Here is a 22268-nt window from a genome sequence, read left to right on the forward strand (position 1 = left end):
CCCAACAGAGCCTTTCACCCGGAGCGGCGAGTCGTAGGACAATCAGGTGAGACGGTAAACGCAGGGGCATCTGGCCTTTCGCTTCCGATGGAGGGTGATTTCAGCCTGTCGGGGTATGGGTCATCGACGTTACGTAAAAGTTGCCCTTTAAGGTGGGGTGGGCAAGGTGATCCCATGGTCGTCCGGGACGGGCAAACGGGGAGAGATGGATGCGGCCAAGACTGGCCTGGTACACACAGGAAGTGCTGGCTCCGACGCAGACGTTCGTCGCCGACCAGCTCGTCGCCACGGAAGCCACCATGGGAGCTAAGTTGTTCGGTGTTGATCTCATGCCCGGTATAGAGGTACCAGGTCCTACGTGGGTAATGGGCCGCGACTGCGTATTCGGCAGCGTGGAAGCAGTGATGTGGAAAGCGATGAGGCGTTCTCCCCGCCTGCGCTCAGCACTGAAGAACTTTGAGCCCGACGTGCTGATCGCCCACTGCCTGCACTATGCCTGGCGTGTTTCCCGCCTTACCGAGAGTTTGGGCGTGCCCTTGGTTGCGATGTGCCACGGGTCGGACGTATTGACCATCCGTGGTCGTCATCACAGGCCAAGAAGCATGCGCCAGCTCTCGCGGAACTGGGCACGTCTTGTCGGCAAGGTGCGACTTTTTCTTCCTGTGTCCAGGTTTCTGGGAGATCGGCTCGTTGCACTGGGAGTCCCGCCTTCCCGGGTTGTCGTGCACCATCTCGGCGTGGCCCTTCCGGACAGGTATCGGCTGGGAAGCGCTGGAGACCGTGCTGGCGTGCTTTTCGTAGGCAGCCTCATCGAAAACAAAGGGTGCGATTTCCTCGTGCGTGCGGTGGGACGGTTGGCCCGGGAAGGTCGTCGCGTCAGCGTGACCGTGGTCGGGGACGGGCCACAACGTGGCGCACTGCAGAGGCAAGCCGCGGAGTTGCCGTCCGGGGCCAGTGTCCGATTCCTCGGCACCCTTCCCCACGCCGCCGTGCTGTCGCTCATGAGGCAGCACCGCTTGCTGTGCGCCCCAAGCGTGGAAGTGGCGTCAGGTGCAGGTGAGGGGCTTTCCTTGGTGGCCTGCGAAGCCGCGGCGCGCGGTCGTCCCGTCGTCGCCTTCGACACGGGCGGGCTGTCGGAGGTCGTGTGTCACGGAGAGACGGGCCTGATGGTTCCGCCGCGCAGTGTCGAGGGGCTGGCAGACGCCTTGGGGATGGTTCTCGCCGACGATTCGATGGCTCACACGATGGGCCAGGCCGCCAGGAAACGTGCCGAGCAGAGGTTCGACCTCTTCGTACAAGCCGGTCGGCTGCGAGAGGTGCTGACACAGCACGGGCTGATGAGCGCCGCGGAGGACATGCGTGAGGCGCCACAGCGCGAGAGCACCGGCAGACCGACACTGAAGACCAAGAGCTGACGCATGAGCACTTCATCGGGCCACCTGTCCACACGTCTCCGTGCAGTGATCGCCAAGTGGGCCGGCCGAGCGTGGTCCACGCTCTGCCAGGTGCGGGAGGAGCGCGGAGACAGCGGTGCAAGCGACGTGCCCATGCTGCAGACGTACCGAGAAGTCCTGGCGGGGCATCGAGTCGCGGCATGGACCGTGGTCGCCGTCTCGGCGGCCGCTGGCTGTGCGGAGGCGGTCGGACTCGCCTCGCTGGTGCCGATGTTGCACAGCGCTGTTCCCGCTCGTGGTGGTGCGGGCGGTGCTTTGTACGTCCTTGTCTTCTTCCTGTGCGCGATGCTTGCCGTGGCGTTGAGGCTCACTGCCGATGTCCTCATCGTCCGCCTCACCTGCCTTGTCGAGCGTCAGCTGCGGACTGAGCTCTTCGACGGGCTGCTCCGGCTGGACTGGCGTAAGTTCGCGTCCTTGCGGCGTGGAGATCTCGTATCCGCCGTGATGGTGGAGCCGACCCAAGTGGCGGTCGGTGCGCGGACGTTCCTCACGGGCAGCTCGGGAATCACTGTGGCCTCGATACTCGCCGTCGCAGCGGGCCTGCTCGGCGGCATGCTCACCGCTGGGGCGGTTGTGTTCATCGCGCTCTCGGTGGTGTTCTACCGGAAGGCCGCCGGGCTCGCGGCTCGCTGCCAGGGAGACTTCGCCCGTGAGAATTCCGATCTCAGCGAGGATGCAAGCACACTGCTTCATGGTCTGAAATACTTCCGGTCCGGCGGAATGAGCCAATGGTGGGGTGCACGGCTCGACGAACGGACGGAGCGCGTCCGCGGGTTCCAATTCCGCAGCGAAGCCGCCCAACCCGTTACCAGAGCTTTCGCCGAGACCCTCGGAGCGGTGTTTCTCGCGGGTGTGTTGTTGTTCTCACTGCTCAGCGGGCATGACTTCGCTGCGGCTCTGATGTTCGTGGCGACCTTCTACCGGGTCGTGCCTAAGCTCCAGGGGGCGCAGGACCAGTTGCTGTACGCTCGGGCCCGCGCCGCTTGGTGGGGGAGATGGTGCAGCCGGCGCGCGGAGATCATCGCTGCGTTGGACCGCCGCACTGGCACGCGTCCGGTCCCCGACGGGATCCGCTCCATCGAGTTGCGGGACGTGACGGTGCAGTTCCCCGACCGCAGCGCAGGAGCCCTGCAACAGGTGTCGGTGAGATTCGACAGAGGTCGCACGTACGCGGTCATCGGTGAGACCGGCGGTGGTAAGTCGACCCTCATCGACGTGGTGACCGGTCTGATTCGCCCGGAGCAAGGCAGGGTTCTGGTCAACGACGTGCTCCTGGACGACTGTGAGATCGAGCAGTGGCAGAGGCGAATCGCTTTCGTGCCTCAGGAACCGGTCGTCATCCACGGCACGATCCGGGACAACGTCGTTTGGCCGGGCGAGGACGATGACGTGGGCGCGGTGGAGGCGGCCATGGACGCGGCCCAGCTCTCCCCGTTCATCGACACTCTTCCCGATGGCCTCAGGACATCGGTGGGGCATCACGGAACGGCGCTGTCGGGTGGGCAGCGTCAGCGGATCGGCGTCGCCCGGGCTCTGTACGCGAACCGGCCAGTCCTGGTGTTGGACGAAGCGACCAGTGCGCTTGATCCGGACACCGAAGAGCGGCTCCTCGATGAGGTGCTCGTGAAGGCAGCGGACAGAATCACACTCTTCGTCACCCACCGTCGTGAGACGGCTCGACGTGCGGACGAGGTGATCGTGCTTCGTGAGGGGCGCGTAGCCGTGATCGGCAGTCCTGAAGAAGTCCTTGGAGGTAGCCGTGCCGGAGTATGACATTGCCGTAAGTGAGGAGGGGTCCGAGCGGTTCAGGGGATTGTGGACCGTCTGCGTCGTCGGCCTCGGCTACATCGGCCTCCCCACCGCCGCCGCCCTCGCCACCAACGGGATCGACGTCGTCGGCGTCGACGTCAACCCCGCCACCGTCGGCCTCATCAACGCCGGCCGCGCCCACTTCGTCGAACCGGATCTCGCGGTGGCCGTCAGCGGCGCCGTGGCCATGGGGCGGCTGCGGGCGACCACGGCACCCGAGCCCGCGGACGCCTTCATCATCGCCGTACCCACCCCGCTCCGGGAGGACCGCACGGCGGACCTGTCGTACGTGCGTGCCGCCGCCGCCTCGGTGGCCGAGGTGCTCAAGGCGGGTGACCTCGTCATCCTGGAGTCCACCTCGCCACCCGGCACCACCGTGGAGTTGTCCCGGTGGCTCGGCAAGCATCGGCCCGACCTCACGTTCCCGCATGAGACGGCGGACGCGCCCGACGTGCGGGTCGCCCACTGTCCGGAACGTGTCCTGCCGGGCCGGACGATGATCGAGATCGTGACCAACGACCGGGTCGTCGGCGGGGTCGGCGAGGGCTGCGCCGAGCGGGCACGGGACCTGTACCAGGTGTTCGCCAAGGGGGAGTGCCTGCTCACCGACGCCACGACCGCGGAGATGGCCAAGCTCAGCGAGAACGCCTTCCGGGACGTCAACATCGCCTTCGCCAACGAGCTGTCCATGGTCTGCGACCAGCTCGGCATCGACGCGGGGGACGTCATCGACCTGGCCAACCGGCATCCCCGCGTCGACATCCTGCGGCCCGGGCCGGGCGTCGGCGGGCACTGCATCGCGGTGGATCCCTGGTTCATCGTCTCCGCCGTGCCCCGGCAGGCGCGGCTCGTCCGGCTCGCCCGCGAGGTCAACGACGAACGGCCCGGCTACGTGCTCGGCGAGATCGTCCGGACCGCCGAGCGGTTCAAGGACCCCGTGATCGCATGTCTCGGCCTGGCCTTCAAGGCGAACATCGACGACCTGCGGGAAAGCCCCGCCCTCCATATCGCCACACAGCTCGCCGAGCGCCAGGTCGGCCGGCTGCTGGTCGCCGAGCCGAACATCGGCGAGCTGCCCGAGTCACTGGCGCGCACCGGCGCGGCCGAACTCGTCGACGTCACCACCGCCGTACGGGACGCCGACCTCGTCGCGCTGCTCGTGGACCATGACGCCTTCCGCGGCGTCAAACGGACCGCGCTGCGCGGCAAGGCCGTGTTCGACACCCGCGGCTTCTGGCGCTGACCCGGCGCCGCCGAACTCCGGGGGACGCTCGCACAGCCCCAGCCAGTGGCCCACGGCCCGTACGGCGCGGTCCGCGGCGCGACCGTCGCCGTACGGGTTGACGGCCCTCGCCATCGCCGCGTACGCCGACCGGTCGTGCAGGAGCCGCCGCACCTCCTTCACGATGCGCTCCCGGTCCGTGCCCACCAGCCGGGAGGTGCCCGCCCGCAGGGCCTCGGGGCGTTCCGTGGTGTCCCGCATGACCAGTACCGGCTTGCCGAGGCCCGGCCCCTCCTCCTGGATGCCGCCGCTGTCGGTCAGGATCAGGTGCGAGCGGTCCATCAGCCGGGCGAAGGCGCCGTAGGCGAGCGGTTCCGTCAGCCGTACGTTCTCCAGGCGCTCCACATGCGGCAGGATCGTCTCCCGCACCACCGGGTTGGGGTGCAGCGGCAGCACGATGAGCAGACCGGGCTCGCTGCGGGCGAGGTCGGCGAGGGCGCAGGCGATGGCCTCCATGCCGCTTCCCCAGGACTCGCGGCGGTGGGCCGTCACCAGCAGGACCCGGCGGGCGGTGTCGTCGAGGTCGGCCAGCGCCGGGTCGCCGAAGCGCGCCCTGCGTCCGACGGCCCAGCGCAGGGCGTCGATGACCGTGTTCCCGGTGACCACGACGGACGACGGGCACACGCCGTCCCGCAGCAGGTTCTCCCGCGCGTGACAGGTGGGCGCGAGGTGCAAGGACGCCAGCTGGGTCGCGAGCCGGCGGTTGATCTCCTCGGGGAAGGGCGAGTACCGGTCATCGGTGCGCAGTCCGGCCTCCAGGTGGACCACGGGGACCCGGCAGTAGAAGGCGGCGAGCGCCCCGGCGAACGCGGTTGTGGTGTCCCCCTGGACCAGTACCGCGTCCGGGCGTTCCCGCAGGAGCAGGGGGCACAGCCCGTCGAGGATGCGCACGGTGATGTCGGCGAGGGACTGGCGCGGGCTGAGGATGTCCAGGTCGTGATCGGCGCGGATGCCGAACAACGCGTGCACCTGGTCGAGCAGTCCGCGGTGCTGGGCGGTCACCGTCACCGTCGGCCGGAACATCCAGGACCGGTCGAGTGCGTCGATGACGGGAGCCATTTTGATGGCCTCCGGTCTCGTTCCGTAGACGACCATCAGTCGCTTCACCCGAGTCTCCTTCCGAGCGGTCCCGGACCGCAGCCGGGGCGCTCTCCGGGCACCAGCGAAGCGGTATTCCGTGCCCGTGCCCGCCGTGCCGGACCCGTGTTCACCCGGCCGTATGGAGATGTTCCCCCGTCTGGCCCGTTCGGCAGGAGAGGGACGAGTGCCCGTGCATCGTTCTCCCTACAGTCCGCCGTGGGTCGAGTTCCCTCCTGTAAAGGCAGGAAATGAAAACAGTCCTCCTGTCCCCGCGCACCGGTTCCATCACGGTGGGAGACATCCCCGCCCCCGAAGCGACCCCGGGAACGGTGGTGATCCGCAACGACTGGTCGCTCATCAGCGCCGGTACCGAGCGGGCCACCGTCTCGACCGGCGCGCAGAGCCTGATCGGGAAGGCGCGGCAGCGGCCCGAGCAGGTGGCGCAGGTGCTCGACAGCGTGAGGCGGACGGGTCTCGCCGACACCTACCGGACGGTCCAGGACCGCCTGGACCGTCCGGTCCAGCTCGGGTACTCCTGTGCGGGCACGGTCCTCGGGACGGGTGAGGGAGTCGACGACATCCGCCCCGGTATGCGGGTCGCCGCCGCCGGTGCCCGCTACGCGTCGCACGCGGAGATCGTCGCCGTGCCCCGCAACCTCGTGGTTCCCGTGCCGGACGGTGTGGACACCCAGTGGGCCGCCTTCGCCACGGTCGGCGCGATCGCGCTCCAGGGCATCCACCAGGCCGACGCGGCACCGGGCTCGCGGATCGCCGTCATCGGGCTGGGCCTGGTCGGGCAGATCACGCTCCATCTGCTGCGCGCCTACGGATACGACGGGCTGGGCATCGACCCCGACCCGGCCATGGTGGCGCTCGCCGAGTCGGCCGGGCTCGTGGCCCTTCCGCGTGACACGGCCGATCTGTCCGGCGCCGTCTCCCGGCGCTGGGCGGGCGCCGGCGCGGACGCCGTGCTCATCACCGCCGCCACGTCCAGCTCCGACCCTGTCGCGTCCGCCGGACGCCTCGCCCGTGACCGCGCGACGGTGGTGGTCGTCGGCGACGTCAACGTCGCGCCGCCGCGGTCGTCGTACTACCACAAGGAACTGTCGATCCGTTATGCGCGGTCCTACGGCCCCGGCCGGTACGACCCCCGCTTCGAAGAGGGCGGCCACCCGTACCCCGAGGGCTACGTCCCGTGGACGGAACGGCGCAACCTCGCCGAGGTGCTCCGGCTCCTGGGGACGGGCGCGGTGGACTTCGCCCAGCTCAGGCCGCGGGTCTTCGCCGTCGAGGACGCGGCCGACGCGTACGAGGCGCTCAAGCCGTCCGGCACCGGCCGGAACGTGGCCCTCCTCCTGCGCTACCCCGGCACGGCGCAACTCCCGCCGCCTCCCCCGGCGCTGACGGCTGCGCATACCTGGACCGCCCCGCGCGGCACGGTGCGGATCGCGGCCGTCGGTGCGGGCAACTTCGCCACGAGAACGCTCTTCCCCGAGCTGAAACGGGAGCCCGGCGTCGCGTTCTCGTGGGTCGCCGGCGGACGTGGACTGTCCGCCGCGCACCAGGGCCGCCGATGGGGATTCCGTACCGTCGCGGAGAGCGCCGAGGCCGGTCTCGCCTCGGGTGACGCGGACTGCGTGATGGTGCTCAGCCGCCACGACAGCCACGGCCGGTACGCGGCGCGTGCGCTGCGCGCGGGTGCCGCCCTGTTCTGCGAGAAGCCCCTGGGCCTGACCGAGACGGAACTGGAGGACCTCGCGGACGCGTGGCTGGCCTCCGGCGCCCCGGCGATGGCCGGGTTCAACCGGCGGTTCGCCCCCTCGGTGCGGGACCTGCGCGCCGCGCTCCCCGTGGGTGCGCCCCTCCAGGTCGTCCACCGGGTGTTCGCGGGCCGGCTCCCGGCCGGCCACTGGTACCTCGACCCCCGGCAGGGCGGCCGGCTGCTCGGGGAGGTGTGCCACTTCATCGACACCGCGGGCTTCCTGGTCCCCGGCAGGCCCCGTGCCGTACGGGCCGTCGGCGTGGACTCCCAGGACCCGGCCACCGCACACAGCGTCACTCTCCACCTCACGTACGACGACGGCTCGTCCGCCTCGATCGTGTACGGGGGGCTGACAGCTCCGGGCGCCCCCAAGGAACTCCTGGAAGTGGCCACCGACGGGATGGCGGCCAGGATCGATGACTTCCGCTCGCTCACCGTGTGGAAGGGGGGAAGGGCGGCCACGACGAAGTACCGGGGCGCGCCCAAGGGCCACGCGGCCGAGATGCGCGCGCTCCTGCGCCGCGTCCGCGACGAGCCCCTCGACGAGCAGACCGCTGCCGCCGCCGACTTCGCGTCGGCTCTGTGGAGTTCCCTCGTCGCCTGCCGCGCGGCCGGCGCGCTCAACGAGGACCGCGTCGTGGAGACCGCCCCGGCCACACCGGCGCTGGCCAGGGCGCTGGGGTGCCCGCCGCCCGGCCCCGGGACCGCCGCCGCCGTGCCGAAACCGGGTCGGCAGGCCGGCGGTTCCGCTTCGGCGACGACGGTGCTCTGATGTGCGGCTTCGTGGTGCTGCTGGGCCGGGCCGCGCGGCCCGGGCCGCCGTCCCGCCCGGACCCGTGCGCGGTGATCGCACACCGCGGCCCCGATGCGGTCGGACACGCGGACCTCGGGGGACAGAACTGGCACGCGGCGCTGCACTTCCGCCGCCTGGCCGTCGTGGACCCCGACCCGAGGAGCGGCCAGCCCTTCGGCTCGCCCGAGCGGGGCCTGCTGGTCTACAACGGCGAGGTCTACAACGCACCGCACCTGCGCGAGCTGCTGCGCAAGCGGCACGTGAGGTTCACGACCGAGGGCGACACCGAGGTCCTCTACGAACTGCTGCTGCAACCGGACGCGCCGCGGCTGCTCGACCAGGTGGACGGCATGTTCGCCTTCGCCCTCGTCCTGCCCGACGGCGAGGTGCGCTACGGACGTGACCGGCTGGGCGTCAAGCCGCTGTACGCGGCGGCGGACGCGGCGGGGCGCATGGTCGCGCTCGCCGGCGAGATCGAGCCGCTGCGGGCCGCGGGGCTGGCCGGAGGCGCCGACCCGGTCGCGGTGGCGCAGGGTGCCATGTTCCTGTGGACGCCGCCGCCGCGGACCGGCTGGCAGCGCGTCAGTGCCGTACCGGCCGGGACGGTGCTGTCCCGGCGCGCACCCCGGTACGACGAGGCGTCGACCTGGTGGCGTGCTCCCGCCCTCGCGCCCGCCGCGGACATCGGCGCCGCCGTCCGTGAGTCGGTCGCGCGTCAGGTGCGGGCCGATGTGAAGGTAGGGCTGCTGCTCAGCGGGGGCCTGGACAGCACCTGGCTGGGCGTGGAGCTCGTGAGGGAGGGCTTCACCGGGCCCGCCTTCGCCGCCAGGCCGCGCACAGCGGTGGCCGGCACGGAGCCTTTCGAGGACGACGCCCCCTACGCCGCCAGGGTCGCCGACCAGTTGGGCCTGCCGCTGGCCTGGGTCGACCTCGACGTCGACGTGCTGCGCCGGATCCCCGAGCTGGTGACCACCATGGAGCTGCCGTTCGGCGACCCCGCCGCCGTGGCCCTCATGCAGTTGTCCCGCGCCGCTCGCGACGGGGCGACCGTGCTGTTGTCGGGGCTGGGTGTCGAGGAGCTGTTCCTTGGCTATGAGCGCTACCAGGCCGTACTGCTGCTGCAACGGCTTCCCGCCTGGACGCGCCCGACCCTCGGCGCCGCCACCCTGGTTCCCGCGCCCCGGCGCTACCGGGGCCGCGCGGACAAGTTCGGGCGGCTGCTCCACCTCGGCCCCCGCGACTGGTCGTGGGCGACGCAGGCGTACTACTCAAGGCGGGAGTGGGCGGCGCTGTCACCGCTCGTGGGGCTGGACGCGATCACCGAGCGGCACCGTGAGGTGGCGGGCGCCGTCCTGGACGCGGGCGGGACGCCCCTCGCGGCGCTGGCGGAGTGCGACCGGCGGCTGTTCCTGCCGGGCCTGAACCTGCTGTACGGGGACCGCGCGTCGATGCGCGCGAGCGTCGAGCTGCGGGTTCCGTTCCTGGGGGAGCCGGTGGTGGCCGCCGCTCTCGGCGCCGTCGCGGAGGAGCAGCTGCGGCTGGGTGACGGCAAGGCGCGTTTCCGCGCGGCCGCGGTGGCCTCCGGCGTGCCGGAGTTCGTGGCCCGGCGCCCCAAGACGGGGTTCGGGGCGCCGGTGCGGTCGTTGCTGCGCGAGCACGGCGACCGGCTGTGGACCGAGGTACGGCGCTCCCCGCTGTTCGACGACCTCTTCGACCGGCGCACGGCGGACCGTCTCGTCGCCGAGCACGTGCACGGCCGGCGGGACCGGGGGCTCGCCGTGTTCGGGCTGCTGTGTGCGGCCGTGTGGTGGGAGCGGTACGCGGCGGACGGTGCCGGGCGGACGGCGGAGGTCCTGTCGGGTTACGAGGCGGCCGCGGCCGGCTGACCGGGGCCGGGGGCCGGGAGGGGTGGTCCGCCCGGCAGCACGGTGTGCAGGGCGGTCAGCGCGTCCAGGAGGGGGGCGGCGCTCCAGCGGGGTGACTCCCACAGGGCCCTGTTCCTGGGGGTCCCGGTGCCGAGGCCGGGATAGCGTCCCACGACCGCCGCCAGCACCTCGCGGGCGAAATCGGTGCCGGTGAAGCCGCGTTCGGCCGCCCACGCCGCCATCCGTACCGCCGTGGCGTCGTTGTTCGGGTCGCGTCGGGTTGGGGCGTCCGCGAAGTAGCGGGGGAGCGGGCCGTCGAAGAGGTGCCGCAGGTAGTGGTCCACCCCGCGTTCGAGCGGGGTCCGCACGTCCATGCCGAGCAGGGTCGCGGCCTGGTCGAGGCGCAGCAGCACGTATCCGGTGTGGAAGCCGTCCACCCAGTCCAGGCGCGGTCCTTGGCCGTAGGGCCATGAGCCGTCGGGGCGCCGGCCCGCCAGGCTCACCTCGACCGCTCGGCGGGCCGCGTCGGCCAGCCGGTCCACCAGGCCGGCGGGCAGGGACGCGGTGCGGGCCAGGCGGGCGGCGAGCGCGGCACCCATGAGGTTGGCGTTGTGGACCAGGACGCCGCTGGTCGGGGTGTAGGTGAAGAACTCGCCGTTGTGCAGGTGTTCCAGCAGCCCGCGGGCGAGCGTCGCCACGGCCTCGTCGCCGAGGGTCCCGGCGTCCAGGCAGCCGTCCGCGCAGAAGGTGGTGGCCACCAGGTTGGGGACGGAGGCCGGGTAGTACGACCAGCGGGTCTGCACGTCGAACTCGTAGCGCCACAGCCCGGCGTAGCGCCCGGACAGCTGCTCGGCCGCCGTCCACCGGCCGAGGCGCAGGGCACGCTCGCGCCACACCGGGGACGCGGCGAGCCGGGCGCAGGCACCGGCGGCGCAGCCGGTGGCCGTGGCAGTGCGCAGCGGGCGGATGCCGAGGGCCGGCCGCAGGTCGGCCGGGCTGCGTTTGACGGCCTGCAGGAGCCCCTGGCGGAGTACACGGTGCACGGCCAGCCGTCCCAGCGGTCCGGTGAGTCCGTCGTACGGGTCGGGGCCCGCCCAGGTGCGGGCGTCGGCCCACTGGAAGAGCCGGTCGGCCAGGACGAGCACATCGGCAGCGGACCGGACGGGGTGGTCCGGTGCGGGGCGGCCCGGCGGTGGAGGGGCGGCGGGGGCGGTCCTCGACGGCATCGGATCTCTCCCTCTCAGTACGCCCCGGTGCCCGCGATGACGGCCCGCACCGTCCGCACCAGCACTCCGAGGTCCACCGACGGCGACCAGTTGTCCACGTATCCGAGGTCCAGGGCGATCGTCTCGTCCCACGACAGGTTCGAGCGCCCGCTGACCTGCCACAGGCCGGTGAGGCCCGGCTTGACGGCGAGTCTGCGCAGTTCCACCTCGTTGTAGCGGGCGACCTCGTCGGGCAGCGGCGGACGCGGGCCGACCAGGGACATGTCCCCGCGCACCACGTTGAGCAGCTGGGGCAGTTCGTCCAGGGAGCAGCGGCGCAGCAGGCGGCCGGCGCGGGTGATGCGCGGATCACGGCGGATCTTGAACATCCGGCCGTCCTGTTCGTTGGTGCCGGCCAGCTGCTGCCGCAGCCGTTCGGCGTCGGCGACCATGGTGCGGAACTTCATCATGGTGAACGGCGCTCCGCCGCGTCCGACGCGGGTCTGCCGGTGCACGACGGGTCCCGGGGAGTCCAGGCGTACGACCAGGGCGACCGCCGCGAACACCGGGGCGAGCAGCACGAGGAGCAGCGCCGCGCCCAGCCGGTCGGTCACCGACTTCACCGCCGCGGCGAGCCCCCGCCGCAGGGGCGGGGTGACGTTCAGCATGGTGAGTCCGGCCACCGAAAAGACGCCCACCCGGCGTCCGGACACCTCGGTCAGGCCCGGTACGACCACGAGCCGGCGGCCTTCGCCGTGCAGGGCCCAGGACAGCCGGCGCAGGCGTGTTCCGCTCATGTGCGGTCCCGGTACGACGAGGACCGCGTCCACGCCGAGCCGCCGGGCCGCATCCAGCACCGGGGCCGAGTCGGCCGTCATGCGCGGGGGTTGCCGCCGGTCCAGGCGGGCGGCGACGGGGGCCAGCGTCTGCGGGTCCTCCTCGCCGATCGGACATACGCCGACGACGACGAACTCGTGCTCGGTCCGCCGCGCGAGGTGGCCGACCAGGCCGTCGACGGCGTCCGCCGCCCCGATCACCAGGGCCCGGCGCACGGCCCGGCCGTCGCGGCGCCGGGCGACCAGATGCCGGCGGATCAGCGTGTGCACGACCGCGCTCGCCGGCGCGGAGGGCATCAGGGCGGCGAGCGCGAGGAGGAACGGGGAGTCCTCACCCGTCGCCGCCCGGACCACCGCGAGCATGCCGACCATGACCAGCCAGTCGTGCAGGGCGGGGCGCAGGACGCCGCCCTCACCGAGACGGCGCTCGGCGTAGCGGTCCCGTGCGGCGCGCACGAGCAGCCAGGCCACGGCCGCCACCGCCGCGTGGGTCACGGCCCGCGCGCCGTCGGTCAGGGCGAAGGCCAGGTATGCCGGTACGAGGGCGCCGACCGCGTCACCGAGGACGGCGGCCGGCGCGTACCAGAGGGGTTTGCCGGTGTCGCGTCCGGCCGGTGGCTGTTCGTCGACGACCCGGGTCCACGGCTGCCGTGCCGCCGGTAGCTGGGGCAGGGTGTCCCCGAACAGCCACATTCGCCCTCCAAGCGGGATGAAAAGGGTCTGATCGAGTGTGTACGGCGTTCCGGGCCGAGCGGGGTGCGACGCTGGGCCGCGGGGGAACTGTCACCCGATAGGACTCTGTGCGGTGCCACTCGTTCGGGCGCCGCATGCGCTGCCCGGCTTCAGCGTGGCCCGCAGGGGCGTCACCAGGGGCTGGCGCAGCAGGACCGGCCTGCCGTCCGCGTGCGGTTCCCACAGGTGCAGCACCAGCGTGCGACGGGCGCCCGCGGGCAGTTCCAGATCGAGCGTGTACACGGGGTGGCCGCGTTCGGTGCCGGATGCCAGCAGCGCGGTGCGGCCGTCCACGGTGGCGCCGGTGAGGCCGGCGCCGACCCCGGCGTAGTACGACACCAGCAGCCGGTTGTCGCCCGGCCGGGTGCGGTAGGGCGGGTGGTCCTCCCGCAGCGTGACGTAGCCGGGCAGGCCGGCGGAGGGGGCCCGGTTGGTCAGGGTCACGGTCACGGTGACCGCGCGCCCGCCGCCGGCGCAGCCGTTCGCTTCCCAGACCAGGCTCCGGTCCAGGTAGTAGTCCAGCTTCGAGCCCGCCGCGTTGTTCACCACCAGTCCCGCGAAGGGGCCCGGGGTGTCCGGGAGTGTGCCCGCGTAGGGGCGCGTCTCCAGGAGCCGCTGTTCCCGCGGGTGCGCGCTCCACAGCTTCAGCCGGCCGTCGCGCTCGGCCTCGTGGAGGGCGACGAACAGGGCGGGCAGCCGGCGCGTGTCGTCGTACGCGGCGAGCAGGGGTGCGGCGACGGCACGTGCCGCGTCGACGAAGAAGGCCTTGCGCCGGGTGACGTCGTCGTAGCGTGCGTAGCTGGTCCGCTCGGTGAGGTCCAGGACGTTGCCGGCGGTGAGTTCGGTGCCGTCGGCCATGCGGGCCGGGCCGGTGACCCGCAGGAAAAGGGCCAGCGTGGCCGGGTCGAGGGCGATCGCTCCGTCCACGCGCTCGCCGGTGTGGTCGCGCCACGCCGCGGCCCAGATGCGGGCCGCGTAGGGGAAGTGCGGGCTGAGGTTGGAATTGGCCCACACGCGGGTGGGAGCGCTGCCCGCGTAGCGGTCCGCGAACGCGGCGCCCAGATCGATGTCCGCCTTGGCCGCCGCCATCTCGGTGTTGTTGCCGAACCGCTCGAACGACACATGGCCCCGGTCGGCCCGGAGCACCGCGAAGGCCCCCGCGACCCCACCGGTGCCGCGTGCCTCGGCGGTGTTCTGGAACGCGAGGAAGTAGCGGCGTTCCCCCTGGTCGCCCAGCAGGGACGGCAGGACGCGGGCCGCCACGGAGGCGTCGGTCATCGCCGGGGTGAGGCGGTCGGTCCGCCGCGCGAGGTCGGCCCGGGCCCGGTCGGCCGCCAGCAGCCAGGTGGACCGGGGCAGCCCGTGCACGTCGGCCTGTACCCGGGTGGCGACGTCTGCCGCCCGGACGACGTCCGGCGCGTTTTTCCGCAAGGAATGCAGCGCCCCGGACATCCCGTCGCCGCCCGGGGCCGGCAGGGCGCGCACCAGGGGGGACAGGACGCCGGCGGACAGGCGGTGCGCCGCGGACGCGGCGCCGCGCACGGTCCGCAGCGGGCCGCCGAGGAAGGGCAGCCGGGCGGCGCAGTACCAGGCCGGACCCGTGGTGAGGTGGTGGGCCCGCGCGGCGTGGGCCGCCGCGGACCGCACCGCACGCTCCTGTTCGCCGGCCGCGCCGGGTGCCGGTGCGGCCGTCACGGACCGCCGCAGCGCATCGAGGTCCCGCTGGGCCGCGAGCAGTTCCGTGCGGGCGAGCAGTCCGGTGACCGCGATCCAGGCGGCGCCGGCCAGTGCGAGCGCCGCGGCGGCGGTCAGGGCGTACCCGAGCGCACGGCGGAGGACGGGCGCCCGGTGGAAGCAGCGGCCCGTCCCCGGCAAGCGGACGGCGCCCCGGCCGAAGCCGGGACGCCTTGGTGGTGCCGTACCGGTGTCCCGGTCCGTCATGAACTGCGGCGGCGGCGCACGGCCAGCATCGTGCCTCCGCCCGCCGCGATCATCGCTGCCGCGGTGCCGCCCAGTGCCAGAGCCTTCTCACTGCCCGTGTCCGCGACGGTTGAGCGGGAAGGCGGCCCGCCGTGGTACGCCGCATTGACGGGTCCGCCCTCGAGTGTCCGAGCGCGCCGCGGGGGCAGCACGGTGACCGTGGCGGAGCACCTCCGCGGGGGGCTCCCGATGGCGGTCAGTGAGAAGACGTGCTTCCCCGTACTGGTGATACGCGGGACGTTCACACTGCCTGTGACGTCTCCCTGTGCGTTCGCCCGGAAAATGCGCAGGAAGACGAGCGACGCGGACAGCCGCGCCTCGACCCGCTGCCGGGCAGCGAAGCCCGTGCCGCGGAAGCCCAGTCTGTCTCCGGCGTGCACGGCGGTGGCGGTGAGGGTCACGCAATTGGGTGGCGGTGGATACGGCGCCGCGGACTGCGCGTGGGCGGTCTGCGCGCCCGCCAGCGGCACGGCGACGAGCACGGCAGCCGATGCCAGCGCGCCTCGCCATCTGGGCGATCTCGTCATGTTCACTCTCCTCGACTTGGTCCTGGCCAGGCGGCAGTGTCGGCCGTCGTCGAGACCTGGATACAGGGAAAAAGTGGGATATACGGCACCCTTCGGCGTGACGCGGCCAAGAAGTCACCGGATGGGGGAGTGGTTGTCCTCACGACGGCCCCGTATGGGGGTGGCTCCCCAGCTCGGCGCGTGCGAGTCCCTATGGTCGGCTGCGTCCACAGGGAACAGAACACCCCAATCCGGGTGGTTCCCTCGGTTCGATGAGGGGTGCAGCTTGGATCTCCACGGCTTCCTGAAGGCTCTTGCCAGACGCTGGCCGACCGTCGCCGTCTGTCTGGTTCTCGCGGTCGGGACGGCGCTCGCCGCGACGAGTTTGAGCACCGCCGTCTACGAGGCCAGAACCCAGCTCTTCGTCGCGACCCGCGCCGGGGAGGACACCGCCCAGCTGAACCAGGGACAGAGCTTCTCGCAGGCGCGGGTGCAGTCCTACGCCGAGATCGTGACGACCCGGCAGGTGACCGTGCCTGTGGTGAAGGAGCTCGGACTGCGCACCACACCGGAGGAGCTGGCGTCCCGGATCACCGCTCGGGCCCCGCTCAACACCGTGCTCATCGACATCACGGTCCGGGACACCGGGCCCCGGCGTGCGGCGGGGATCGCCAATGCGGTGGCGGAGCGGTTCATCGCGGTCGTCGAGCGGTTGGAGACGCCCAAGCGCGTGCCCGGCTCCAGGGGCAAGAGCCGGACCGGCGAGGAGACCTCCCCCGTCTCCCTCCGCGTCACCCAGGAGGCCGTCGCCCCCGCCGGCCCGGTCTCGCCCCGGCCGCTGCTGAACCTGGCCGCTGGGGTGCTCGGCGGCCTGCTGCTCGGCTCCGGAGTCGTCGCGTTGCGCGAGACGCTCGACACCACGCTCAAGACGATCGAGGCGCTGAGCGAGTTCACCGGGCTGCCGGGGCTCGGCACCATCCCGTACGACAGGAACGCCCCCAAGCAGCCGCTCGTCAGCGCCGACGGGCACTCGCGGCGCGCCGAGGCCTTCCGCAGGCTGCGCACCAACCTGCAGTTCTCGCAGGTCGACGACCCGCCGCGGATCATCGTGGTGACGAGTTCGTTGCCGGGCGAAGGCAAGACCAACACCGCGGTGAACCTCGCCCTCTCGCTCGCCGAGGCGGGCGTCTCCACCTGCCTGGTGGACGCGGACCTGCGCCGTCCGTGCGTGGCCCCGACCTTCGGTCTCGTCCAGGACGCCGGCCTGACCACCGTGCTCATCGGGCAGGCCCGGATCGCCGACGTGATGCAGCAGGTCGCGGGCGGGCTGTCGGTGCTGGCCAGCGGCGCCGTACCGCCGAACCCCACGGAACTGCTCGCCTCGGCGCGCATGGAGGAGGTGCTGAAGGAGCTGGCGGACATGCACGAGGTGGTGATCGTCGACACCGCGCCGCTGCTGCCGGTCGCCGACACCGTGGGACTCGCCTCGCTCGCTCAGGGCACGCTGCTCGTCGTCCGTGCCGCCAGGACCAGGCGGGACCAGGTGCGCACCGCCGCGGAATCGCTGGGGCGGGTGGGCGTGCGCGTCCTCGGCACCGTCTTCAGCATGGCTCCCGTTCCCAAGGGCGGCCGGTACGGCTACCGGAGCTACGGTGAGCTGCCCGCCCCCCGGACGTCGGTTGCCCACGGCGAGGCCGTCGTGCCCGCCAGGACCGGTGGGGCCGGCGGCGAGTGATGATCCGCGTCCTGTTCGTCTGCACCGGCAACGTGCACCGCTCGGCGCTCGCCGAGCGGCTGCTGGCCGCCCGGCTGCCGCGCGGCTCGGCCGTGCGGCCCGAGAGCGCCGGTACGCAGGCGTGGCCCCGCTCGGGCATGGAGCACTCCACCCTGGCGGTGCTGGAGCGGCTGGGCGGCGACGGCTCCGGCTTCGTCTCGCGCCCGCTCACCACCCGGCTCGTCCTGGGCTCGGCGCTGGTGCTCGGGCTCGCCCGCGAGCACCGCGAGGCGGCCGTACGGCTCGCGCCGTCGGCGATGCGGCGCTGCTTCACCCTGAAGGAGTTCGTGCGGCTCGCCGGCGGGGAAGCCGACCGGGACGGGCGGCGGCCGGAGAACGCCGGTGACTTCGCCGCCGTGGTCGCGGCCGCCGCCGCCCGCCGGGGGCACGCGGCCCCGGTCACGCCCGAGGAGGACGACGTCGCGGACCCCTGGGGGAGGCCTTCGGCGGTGCTGGACGGGTGCGCCCGTGAGATCGACGACGTGGTGGGAAGCCTCGTCCGGTTGTGCGAAGCCGCGGTAACGACGCAGGTCAGGGCGCCCTTGCGTGTAAGGGATGGATAAGACTTGAGTCGGTCTGGCTCAGCTCTGTTGACCCCACGGTGAGCCTCATGCACACTTGAGCCTGTTCCACTCAAGTCAGCTGGAGGAATTCACCATGGCACGTGCGGTCGGCATCGACCTGGGCACGACTAACTCCGTCGTCAGCGTTCTGGAGGGCGGCGAGCCCACCGTCATCACCAACGCCGAGGGTGCCAGGACCACGCCGTCCGTCGTCGCCTTCGCCAAGAACGGCGAGGTGCTGGTCGGCGAGGTCGCCAAGCGCCAGGCGGTCACGAACGTGGACCGGACCATCCGTTCCGTCAAGCGTCACATGGGCACCGACTGGAAGATCCAGCTGGACGGGAAGGACTTCAACCCGCAGCAGATCTCCGCCTTCATCCTGCAGAAGCTGAAGCGCGACGCCGAGGCCTACCTGGGCGAGAAGGTGACCGACGCGGTCATCACCGTCCCGGCGTACTTCAACGACTCCGAGCGCCAGGCGACGAAGGAGGCCGGCGAGATCGCCGGCCTGAACGTCCTGCGCATCGTCAACGAGCCCACCGCGGCCGCGCTCGCGTACGGCCTCGACAAGGACGACCAGACGATCCTCGTCTTCGACCTCGGTGGCGGCACCTTCGACGTGTCCCTTCTGGAGATCGGCGACGGCGTCGTCGAGGTGAAGGCCACCAACGGTGACAACCACCTCGGTGGTGACGACTGGGACCAGCGCGTCGTCGACTACCTGGTCCAGCAGTTCCAGTCCGGCCACGGCGTTGACCTGGGCAAGGACAAGATGGCCCTGCAGCGCCTGCGCGAGGCCGCCGAGAAGGCGAAGATCGAGCTGTCCTCGTCCACCGAGACCTCGATCAACCTGCCCTACATCACCGCGTCCGCCGAGGGCCCGCTGCACCTGGACGAGAAGCTCACCCGGGCTCAGTTCCAGCAGCTGACCGCGGACCTGCTGGAGCGCTGCAAGACGCCGTTCCACAACGTCATCAAGGACGCCGGCATCTCCATCAACGAGATCGACCACGTCGTCCTCGTCGGTGGCTCCACCCGTATGCCCGCCGTGGCCGAGCTCGTCAAGGAGCTCACCGGCGGCAAGGAGGCCAACAAGGGCGTCAACCCGGACGAGGTCGTCGCCATCGGCGCCTCGCTCCAGGCCGGTGTCCTCAAGGGCGAGGTCAAGGACGTCCTGCTCCTCGACGTCACCCCGCTGTCCCTCGGTATCGAGACCAAGGGCGGCATCATGACCAAGCTGATCGAGCGCAACACGACGATCCCGACGAAGCGTTCGGAGATCTTCACCACGGCCGAGGACAACCAGCCGTCCGTGCAGATCCAGGTCTACCAGGGCGAGCGCGAGATCGCGGCCTACAACAAGAAGCTCGGCATGTTCGAGCTCACCGGTCTGCCCCCGGCGCCGCGCGGCGTCCCGCAGATCGAGGTCTCCTTCGACATCGACGCCAACGGCATCATGCACGTCACGGCGAAGGACCTCGGCACCGGCAAGGAGCAGAAGATGACCGTCACCGGCGGCTCCTCGCTCCCGAAGGAAGAGGTCGACCGCATGCGCGAGGAGGCCGAGCGCTACGCGGAGGAGGACCACAAGCGTCGCGAGGCCGCCGAGACCCGCAACCAGGGCGAGCAGCTGGTCTACCAGACCGAGAAGTTCCTCAAGGACAACGAGGACAAGGTCCCCGGCGAGATCAAGACCGAGGTCGAGGCCGCCGTCGCCGAGCTGAAGGAAGCCCTCAAGGGCGAGGACACTGCCGAGATCCGCTCCGCCACGGAGAAGGTCGCGGCCGTCTCCCAGAAGCTGGGCCAGGCGATGTACGCCGACGCCCAGGCTTCGCAGGCCGCCGGTGGCGCCTCCGCCGGTGCCGGTGAGGCCAAGGCCGACGACGACGTCGTGGACGCCGAGATCGTGGACGACGAGCGCAAGGACGGTGCCGCGTGACGGAGGAGACCCCGGGCTTCGAGGAGAAGCCCGACGTCCCCTCCGGCGCCACCCCTGACGACGCCGAGCCGAAGGCCGCCTCCCCCTCCTCCCCGGAGGAGCAGGCGGCCCCGGCCGGGGACGCGAGCCAGACAGCGGGTCTGGTGGCCCAGCTGGACCAGGTGCGCACCGCGCTCGGTGAGCGCACCGCGGACCTCCAGCGCCTCCAGGCCGAGTACCAGAACTACCGCCGCCGCGTCGAGCGCGACCGGATCGCGGTCAAGGAGATCGCCATCGCGAACCTCCTGACCGAGCTCCTGCCCGTGCTGGACGACATCGGCCGCGCGCGGGAACACGGCGAACTCGTCGGCGGTTTCAAGTCGGTCGCCGAGTCGCTGGAGACCGTCGCGGCCAAGCTGGGCCTGCAGCAGTTCGGCAAGGAGGGCGAGCCCTTCGACCCGACGATCCACGAGGCGCTGATGCACAGCTACGCGCCGGACGTCACCGAGACGACGTGCGTGGCGATTCTGCAGCCCGGGTATCGCATCGGCGAGCGCACCATCCGCCCCGCGCGGGTGGCCGTGGCCGAGCCGCAGCCCGGCGCGCAGACGGTCAAGGCCGAGGGGGCCGACGAGGCCCCGGCGGCCGACGCCGACGACAAGGAGAGCGGTGGCCCGGAGGAGGGCTGACGTCAAGACCAACGAGGCAGGAAAGGAGGGACGTCGGGGATGAGCACCAAGGACTTCATCGAGAAGGACTACTACAAGGTCCTCGGCGTCCCCAAGGACGCCACCGAGGCCGAGATCAAGAAGGCGTACCGGAAACTCGCCCGCGAGTACCACCCGGACGCCAACAAGGGAAACGTCAAAGCAGAGGAGCGCTTCAAGGAGATCTCCGAGGCGAACGACGTCCTGGGTGACCCCAAGAAGCGCAAGGAGTACGACGAGGCCCGCGCCCTCTTCGGCAACGGAGGCTTCCGTCCGGGGCCGGGCGCCGGCGGCGGCTCCTTCAACTTCGACCTGGGCGACCTCTTCGGAGGCGGCGCCCAGACCGGAGGTGGCTTCGGCGGTGGTCTCGGTGACGTCTTCGGGGGCCTGTTCAACCGGGGCGGCGGCGCGGGCCCGCGGACGCAGCCCCGGCGCGGCCAGGACATCGAGTCCGAGGTCACGCTGAGCTTCACCGAGGCCATCGAGGGCGCCACGGTGCCGCTCAGGATGTCCTCGCAGGCACCGTGCAAGGCCTGTTCGGGCACCGGCGACAAGAACGGCACGCCGCGCGTGTGCCCGACCTGCGTCGGCACCGGCCAGGTGGCCCGGGGTTCCGGGGGAGGCTTCTCCCTCACCGACCCCTGCCCCGACTGCAAGGGCCGCGGCCTGATGGCCGAGCACCCCTGCCTGGAGTGCAAGGGCAGCGGCCGCGCCAAGTCCTCCCGCACCATGCAGGTCCGCATCCCGGCCGGCGTCACCGACGGGCAGCGGATCCGGCTGCGTGGCAAGGGCGCGCCCGGCGAGCAGGGCGGCCCGGCGGGCGACCTGTACGTGGTCGTGCACGTCGGCGAGCACCCGGTCTTCGGCCGCAAGGGCGACAACCTCACGGTGACCGTCCCGGTGACGTTCGCCGAGGCGGCCCTCGGCGGCGAGGTCCGGGTCCCGACCCTCGGCGGCCCCGCCGTCACGCTGAAGCTGCCGCCGGGCACGCCCAACGGCCGCACCATGCGGGCGCGGGGCAAGGGCGCGGTGCGCAAGGACGGCACCCGCGGAGACCTGTTGGTCACCGTCGAGGTGAGTGTTCCGAAGGACCTGTCGGGGAAGGCTCGTGACGCGCTCGAGGCGTATCGCGAGGCCACCGCGGGCGAGGATCCGCGGGCGGAGCTGTTCGAGGCTGCGAAGGGAGCTTGAGAGTGATGGACGGCCGTCGACGGAACCCGTATGAACTGACCGAGGAGACCCCGGTCTACGTCATCTCGGTGGCGGCCCAGCTCTCCGGACTCCACCCGCAGACGCTGCGCCAGTACGACCGTCTGGGCCTGGTCTCGCCGGACCGCACCGCCGGCCGGGGTCGCCGTTACTCGGCCCGTGACATCGAACTGCTCCGGCAGGTGCAGCAGTTGTCGCAGGACGAGGGCATCAACCTGGCCGGCATCAAGCGCATCATCGAACTGGAGAACCAGGTCGCCGCCCTCCAGTCCCGCGTCGCGGAACTGGAAGCGGCCCTGGACGGCGCGGCGGCCGCGATGCGCCAGCGCGAGGCCGCCGTCCACGCCTCCTACCGGCGGGACCTGGTCCCGTACCAGGAGGTGCAGCAGACCAGCGCGCTGGTGGTGTGGCGGCCGAAGCGGCAGCAGTCGGCGGACTGACGCGCAGGCGTACGCGAAAGGGGCCCGGAGACTCCTCCGGGCCCCTTCCGTGTGCTCAGGGCGCCAGAGCCGCCCGGTCGGCGCCGGGCGCGGACTCGGTGCCGTCCGCGTACGGGGCGGTCACCCGGTAGAAGTGGGTGGTGCCCTTGGCGGCACCGCTGTCCTCGTAGGAGGTGCCCGTCATGGACGCCAGGGCGCCCTGCCGGTGACCGGCGCCACCGGCGGCGGCGGCGCCTAGCAGACCCCCGGCGGTGGCGAACACGACGCCGGTCGCGGTCGCGGCGGTCTTACGTCTGGCTGGCTTTATTCGTTCCTCTTGCCCGAGCCGGTCCGACGGGTCGGCGGGCGTTCGC

The 22268-nt window shown here is 71.9% G+C and carries 16 protein-coding genes and 1 pseudogene; 11 read left to right on the forward strand and 6 right to left on the reverse strand.

The annotated features are described in order from the left end of the window. Positions 1-209: 209 nt before the first annotated feature. From ACIBBH_RS26755 to wecC, 3 genes and pseudogenes are all read left to right on the forward strand, one after another. The gene (locus ACIBBH_RS26755) at positions 210-1415 is read left to right on the forward strand and encodes a glycosyltransferase (protein ID WP_399408755.1); all 1206 of its coding nucleotides are present in this window, start codon (positions 210-212) and stop codon (positions 1413-1415) included. Between the two features lie 90 nt (positions 1416-1505). Next, positions 1506-3227 carry an ABC transporter ATP-binding protein gene (locus tag ACIBBH_RS26760; RefSeq protein WP_399408757.1) on the forward strand — a complete coding sequence of 574 codons (1722 nt, stop codon included), beginning with the start codon at positions 1506-1508 and terminating at the stop codon, positions 3225-3227. Next, positions 3214-4443, forward strand: a pseudogene (wecC, locus tag ACIBBH_RS26765) (UDP-N-acetyl-D-mannosamine dehydrogenase); the annotation flags it as partial. The gene ACIBBH_RS26760 and the pseudogene wecC, both read left to right, overlap by 14 nt. Here the strand turns inward: wecC and wecB are convergent. Further along, positions 4345-5652 (reverse strand): non-hydrolyzing UDP-N-acetylglucosamine 2-epimerase, encoded by a 1308-nt coding sequence (gene wecB, locus ACIBBH_RS26770; protein ID WP_399408760.1) that lies wholly within the window; start codon positions 5650-5652, stop codon positions 4345-4347. The pseudogene wecC and the gene wecB overlap by 99 nt on opposite strands. 221 nt (positions 5653-5873) lie before the next feature. Between wecB and ACIBBH_RS26775 the strand changes: the two genes are divergently transcribed. Both ACIBBH_RS26775 and ACIBBH_RS26780 read left to right on the forward strand, forming a co-directional pair. Then, a complete protein-coding gene (locus tag ACIBBH_RS26775) occupies positions 5874-8159 on the forward strand; it encodes a bi-domain-containing oxidoreductase (RefSeq protein WP_399408762.1) in 2286 nt (761 codons plus the stop codon). Continuing rightward, a complete protein-coding gene (locus tag ACIBBH_RS26780; protein ID WP_399408764.1) occupies positions 8159-10066 on the forward strand; it encodes an asparagine synthetase B family protein in 1908 nt (635 codons plus the stop codon). The genes ACIBBH_RS26775 and ACIBBH_RS26780 overlap by 1 nt, the downstream gene beginning before the upstream one ends. On the opposite strand, the gene ACIBBH_RS26785 is transcribed toward ACIBBH_RS26780, so the two are convergent. The 4 genes from ACIBBH_RS26785 to ACIBBH_RS26800 all read right to left on the reverse strand — a co-directional run bounded on the left by ACIBBH_RS26785 (position 10042) and on the right by ACIBBH_RS26800 (position 15325). Further along, positions 10042-11271: a hypothetical protein gene (locus ACIBBH_RS26785; protein ID WP_399408766.1), complete on the reverse strand. Its 1230-nt coding sequence runs from the start codon at positions 11269-11271 to the stop codon at positions 10042-10044. The genes ACIBBH_RS26780 and ACIBBH_RS26785 overlap by 25 nt on opposite strands. A gap of 14 nt (positions 11272-11285) precedes the next feature. Further along, positions 11286-12779 (reverse strand): sugar transferase, encoded by a 1494-nt coding sequence (locus tag ACIBBH_RS26790; RefSeq protein WP_399408768.1) that lies wholly within the window; start codon positions 12777-12779, stop codon positions 11286-11288. Between the two features lie 90 nt (positions 12780-12869). Next, the gene (locus tag ACIBBH_RS26795; RefSeq protein WP_399408769.1) at positions 12870-14759 is read right to left on the reverse strand and encodes a DUF4012 domain-containing protein; all 1890 of its coding nucleotides are present in this window, start codon (positions 14757-14759) and stop codon (positions 12870-12872) included. Then, entirely contained in the window at positions 14756-15325 is a 570-nt protein-coding gene (locus tag ACIBBH_RS26800; RefSeq protein ID WP_399408771.1) for a hypothetical protein, read from the reverse strand. The genes ACIBBH_RS26795 and ACIBBH_RS26800 overlap by 4 nt, the downstream gene beginning before the upstream one ends. Positions 15326-15590: 265 nt before the next feature. Here ACIBBH_RS26800 and ACIBBH_RS26805 point away from each other — a divergent pair, with 265 nt between their 5' ends. The 6 genes from ACIBBH_RS26805 to ACIBBH_RS26830 all read left to right on the forward strand — a co-directional run bounded on the left by ACIBBH_RS26805 (position 15591) and on the right by ACIBBH_RS26830 (position 21915). Continuing rightward, positions 15591-17039 (forward strand): polysaccharide biosynthesis tyrosine autokinase, encoded by a 1449-nt coding sequence (locus tag ACIBBH_RS26805; protein ID WP_399408773.1) that lies wholly within the window; start codon positions 15591-15593, stop codon positions 17037-17039. After that, positions 17039-17641, forward strand: a complete 603-nt coding sequence (locus ACIBBH_RS26810; RefSeq protein WP_399408980.1) for a low molecular weight phosphatase family protein — start codon at positions 17039-17041, stop codon at positions 17639-17641. Before ACIBBH_RS26805 ends, ACIBBH_RS26810 begins: the two co-directional genes overlap by 1 nt. A gap of 94 nt (positions 17642-17735) precedes the next feature. Beyond that, positions 17736-19580, forward strand: coding sequence for a molecular chaperone DnaK (gene dnaK / locus ACIBBH_RS26815; RefSeq protein ID WP_399408776.1), 1845 nt, complete (start codon positions 17736-17738; stop codon positions 19578-19580). After that, positions 19577-20248: a nucleotide exchange factor GrpE gene (gene grpE / locus ACIBBH_RS26820; protein WP_399408778.1), complete on the forward strand. Its 672-nt coding sequence runs from the start codon at positions 19577-19579 to the stop codon at positions 20246-20248. Before dnaK ends, grpE begins: the two co-directional genes overlap by 4 nt. A gap of 39 nt (positions 20249-20287) precedes the next feature. Next, positions 20288-21457, forward strand: a complete 1170-nt coding sequence (dnaJ, locus tag ACIBBH_RS26825; RefSeq protein WP_399408780.1) for a molecular chaperone DnaJ — start codon at positions 20288-20290, stop codon at positions 21455-21457. A 5-nt stretch (positions 21458-21462) separates the two neighbouring features. After that, the gene (locus ACIBBH_RS26830; RefSeq protein WP_399408782.1) at positions 21463-21915 is read left to right on the forward strand and encodes a heat shock protein transcriptional repressor HspR; all 453 of its coding nucleotides are present in this window, start codon (positions 21463-21465) and stop codon (positions 21913-21915) included. A gap of 55 nt (positions 21916-21970) precedes the next feature. On the opposite strand, the gene ACIBBH_RS26835 is transcribed toward ACIBBH_RS26830, so the two are convergent. Then, a complete protein-coding gene (locus tag ACIBBH_RS26835; protein ID WP_399408784.1) occupies positions 21971-22177 on the reverse strand; it encodes a hypothetical protein in 207 nt (68 codons plus the stop codon). Positions 22178-22268: the final 91 nt, after the last annotated feature.

The sequence above is a fragment of the Streptomyces sp. NPDC051636 genome, assembly GCF_044453765.1.
Lineage (GTDB): Bacteria > Actinomycetota > Actinomycetes > Streptomycetales > Streptomycetaceae > Streptomyces.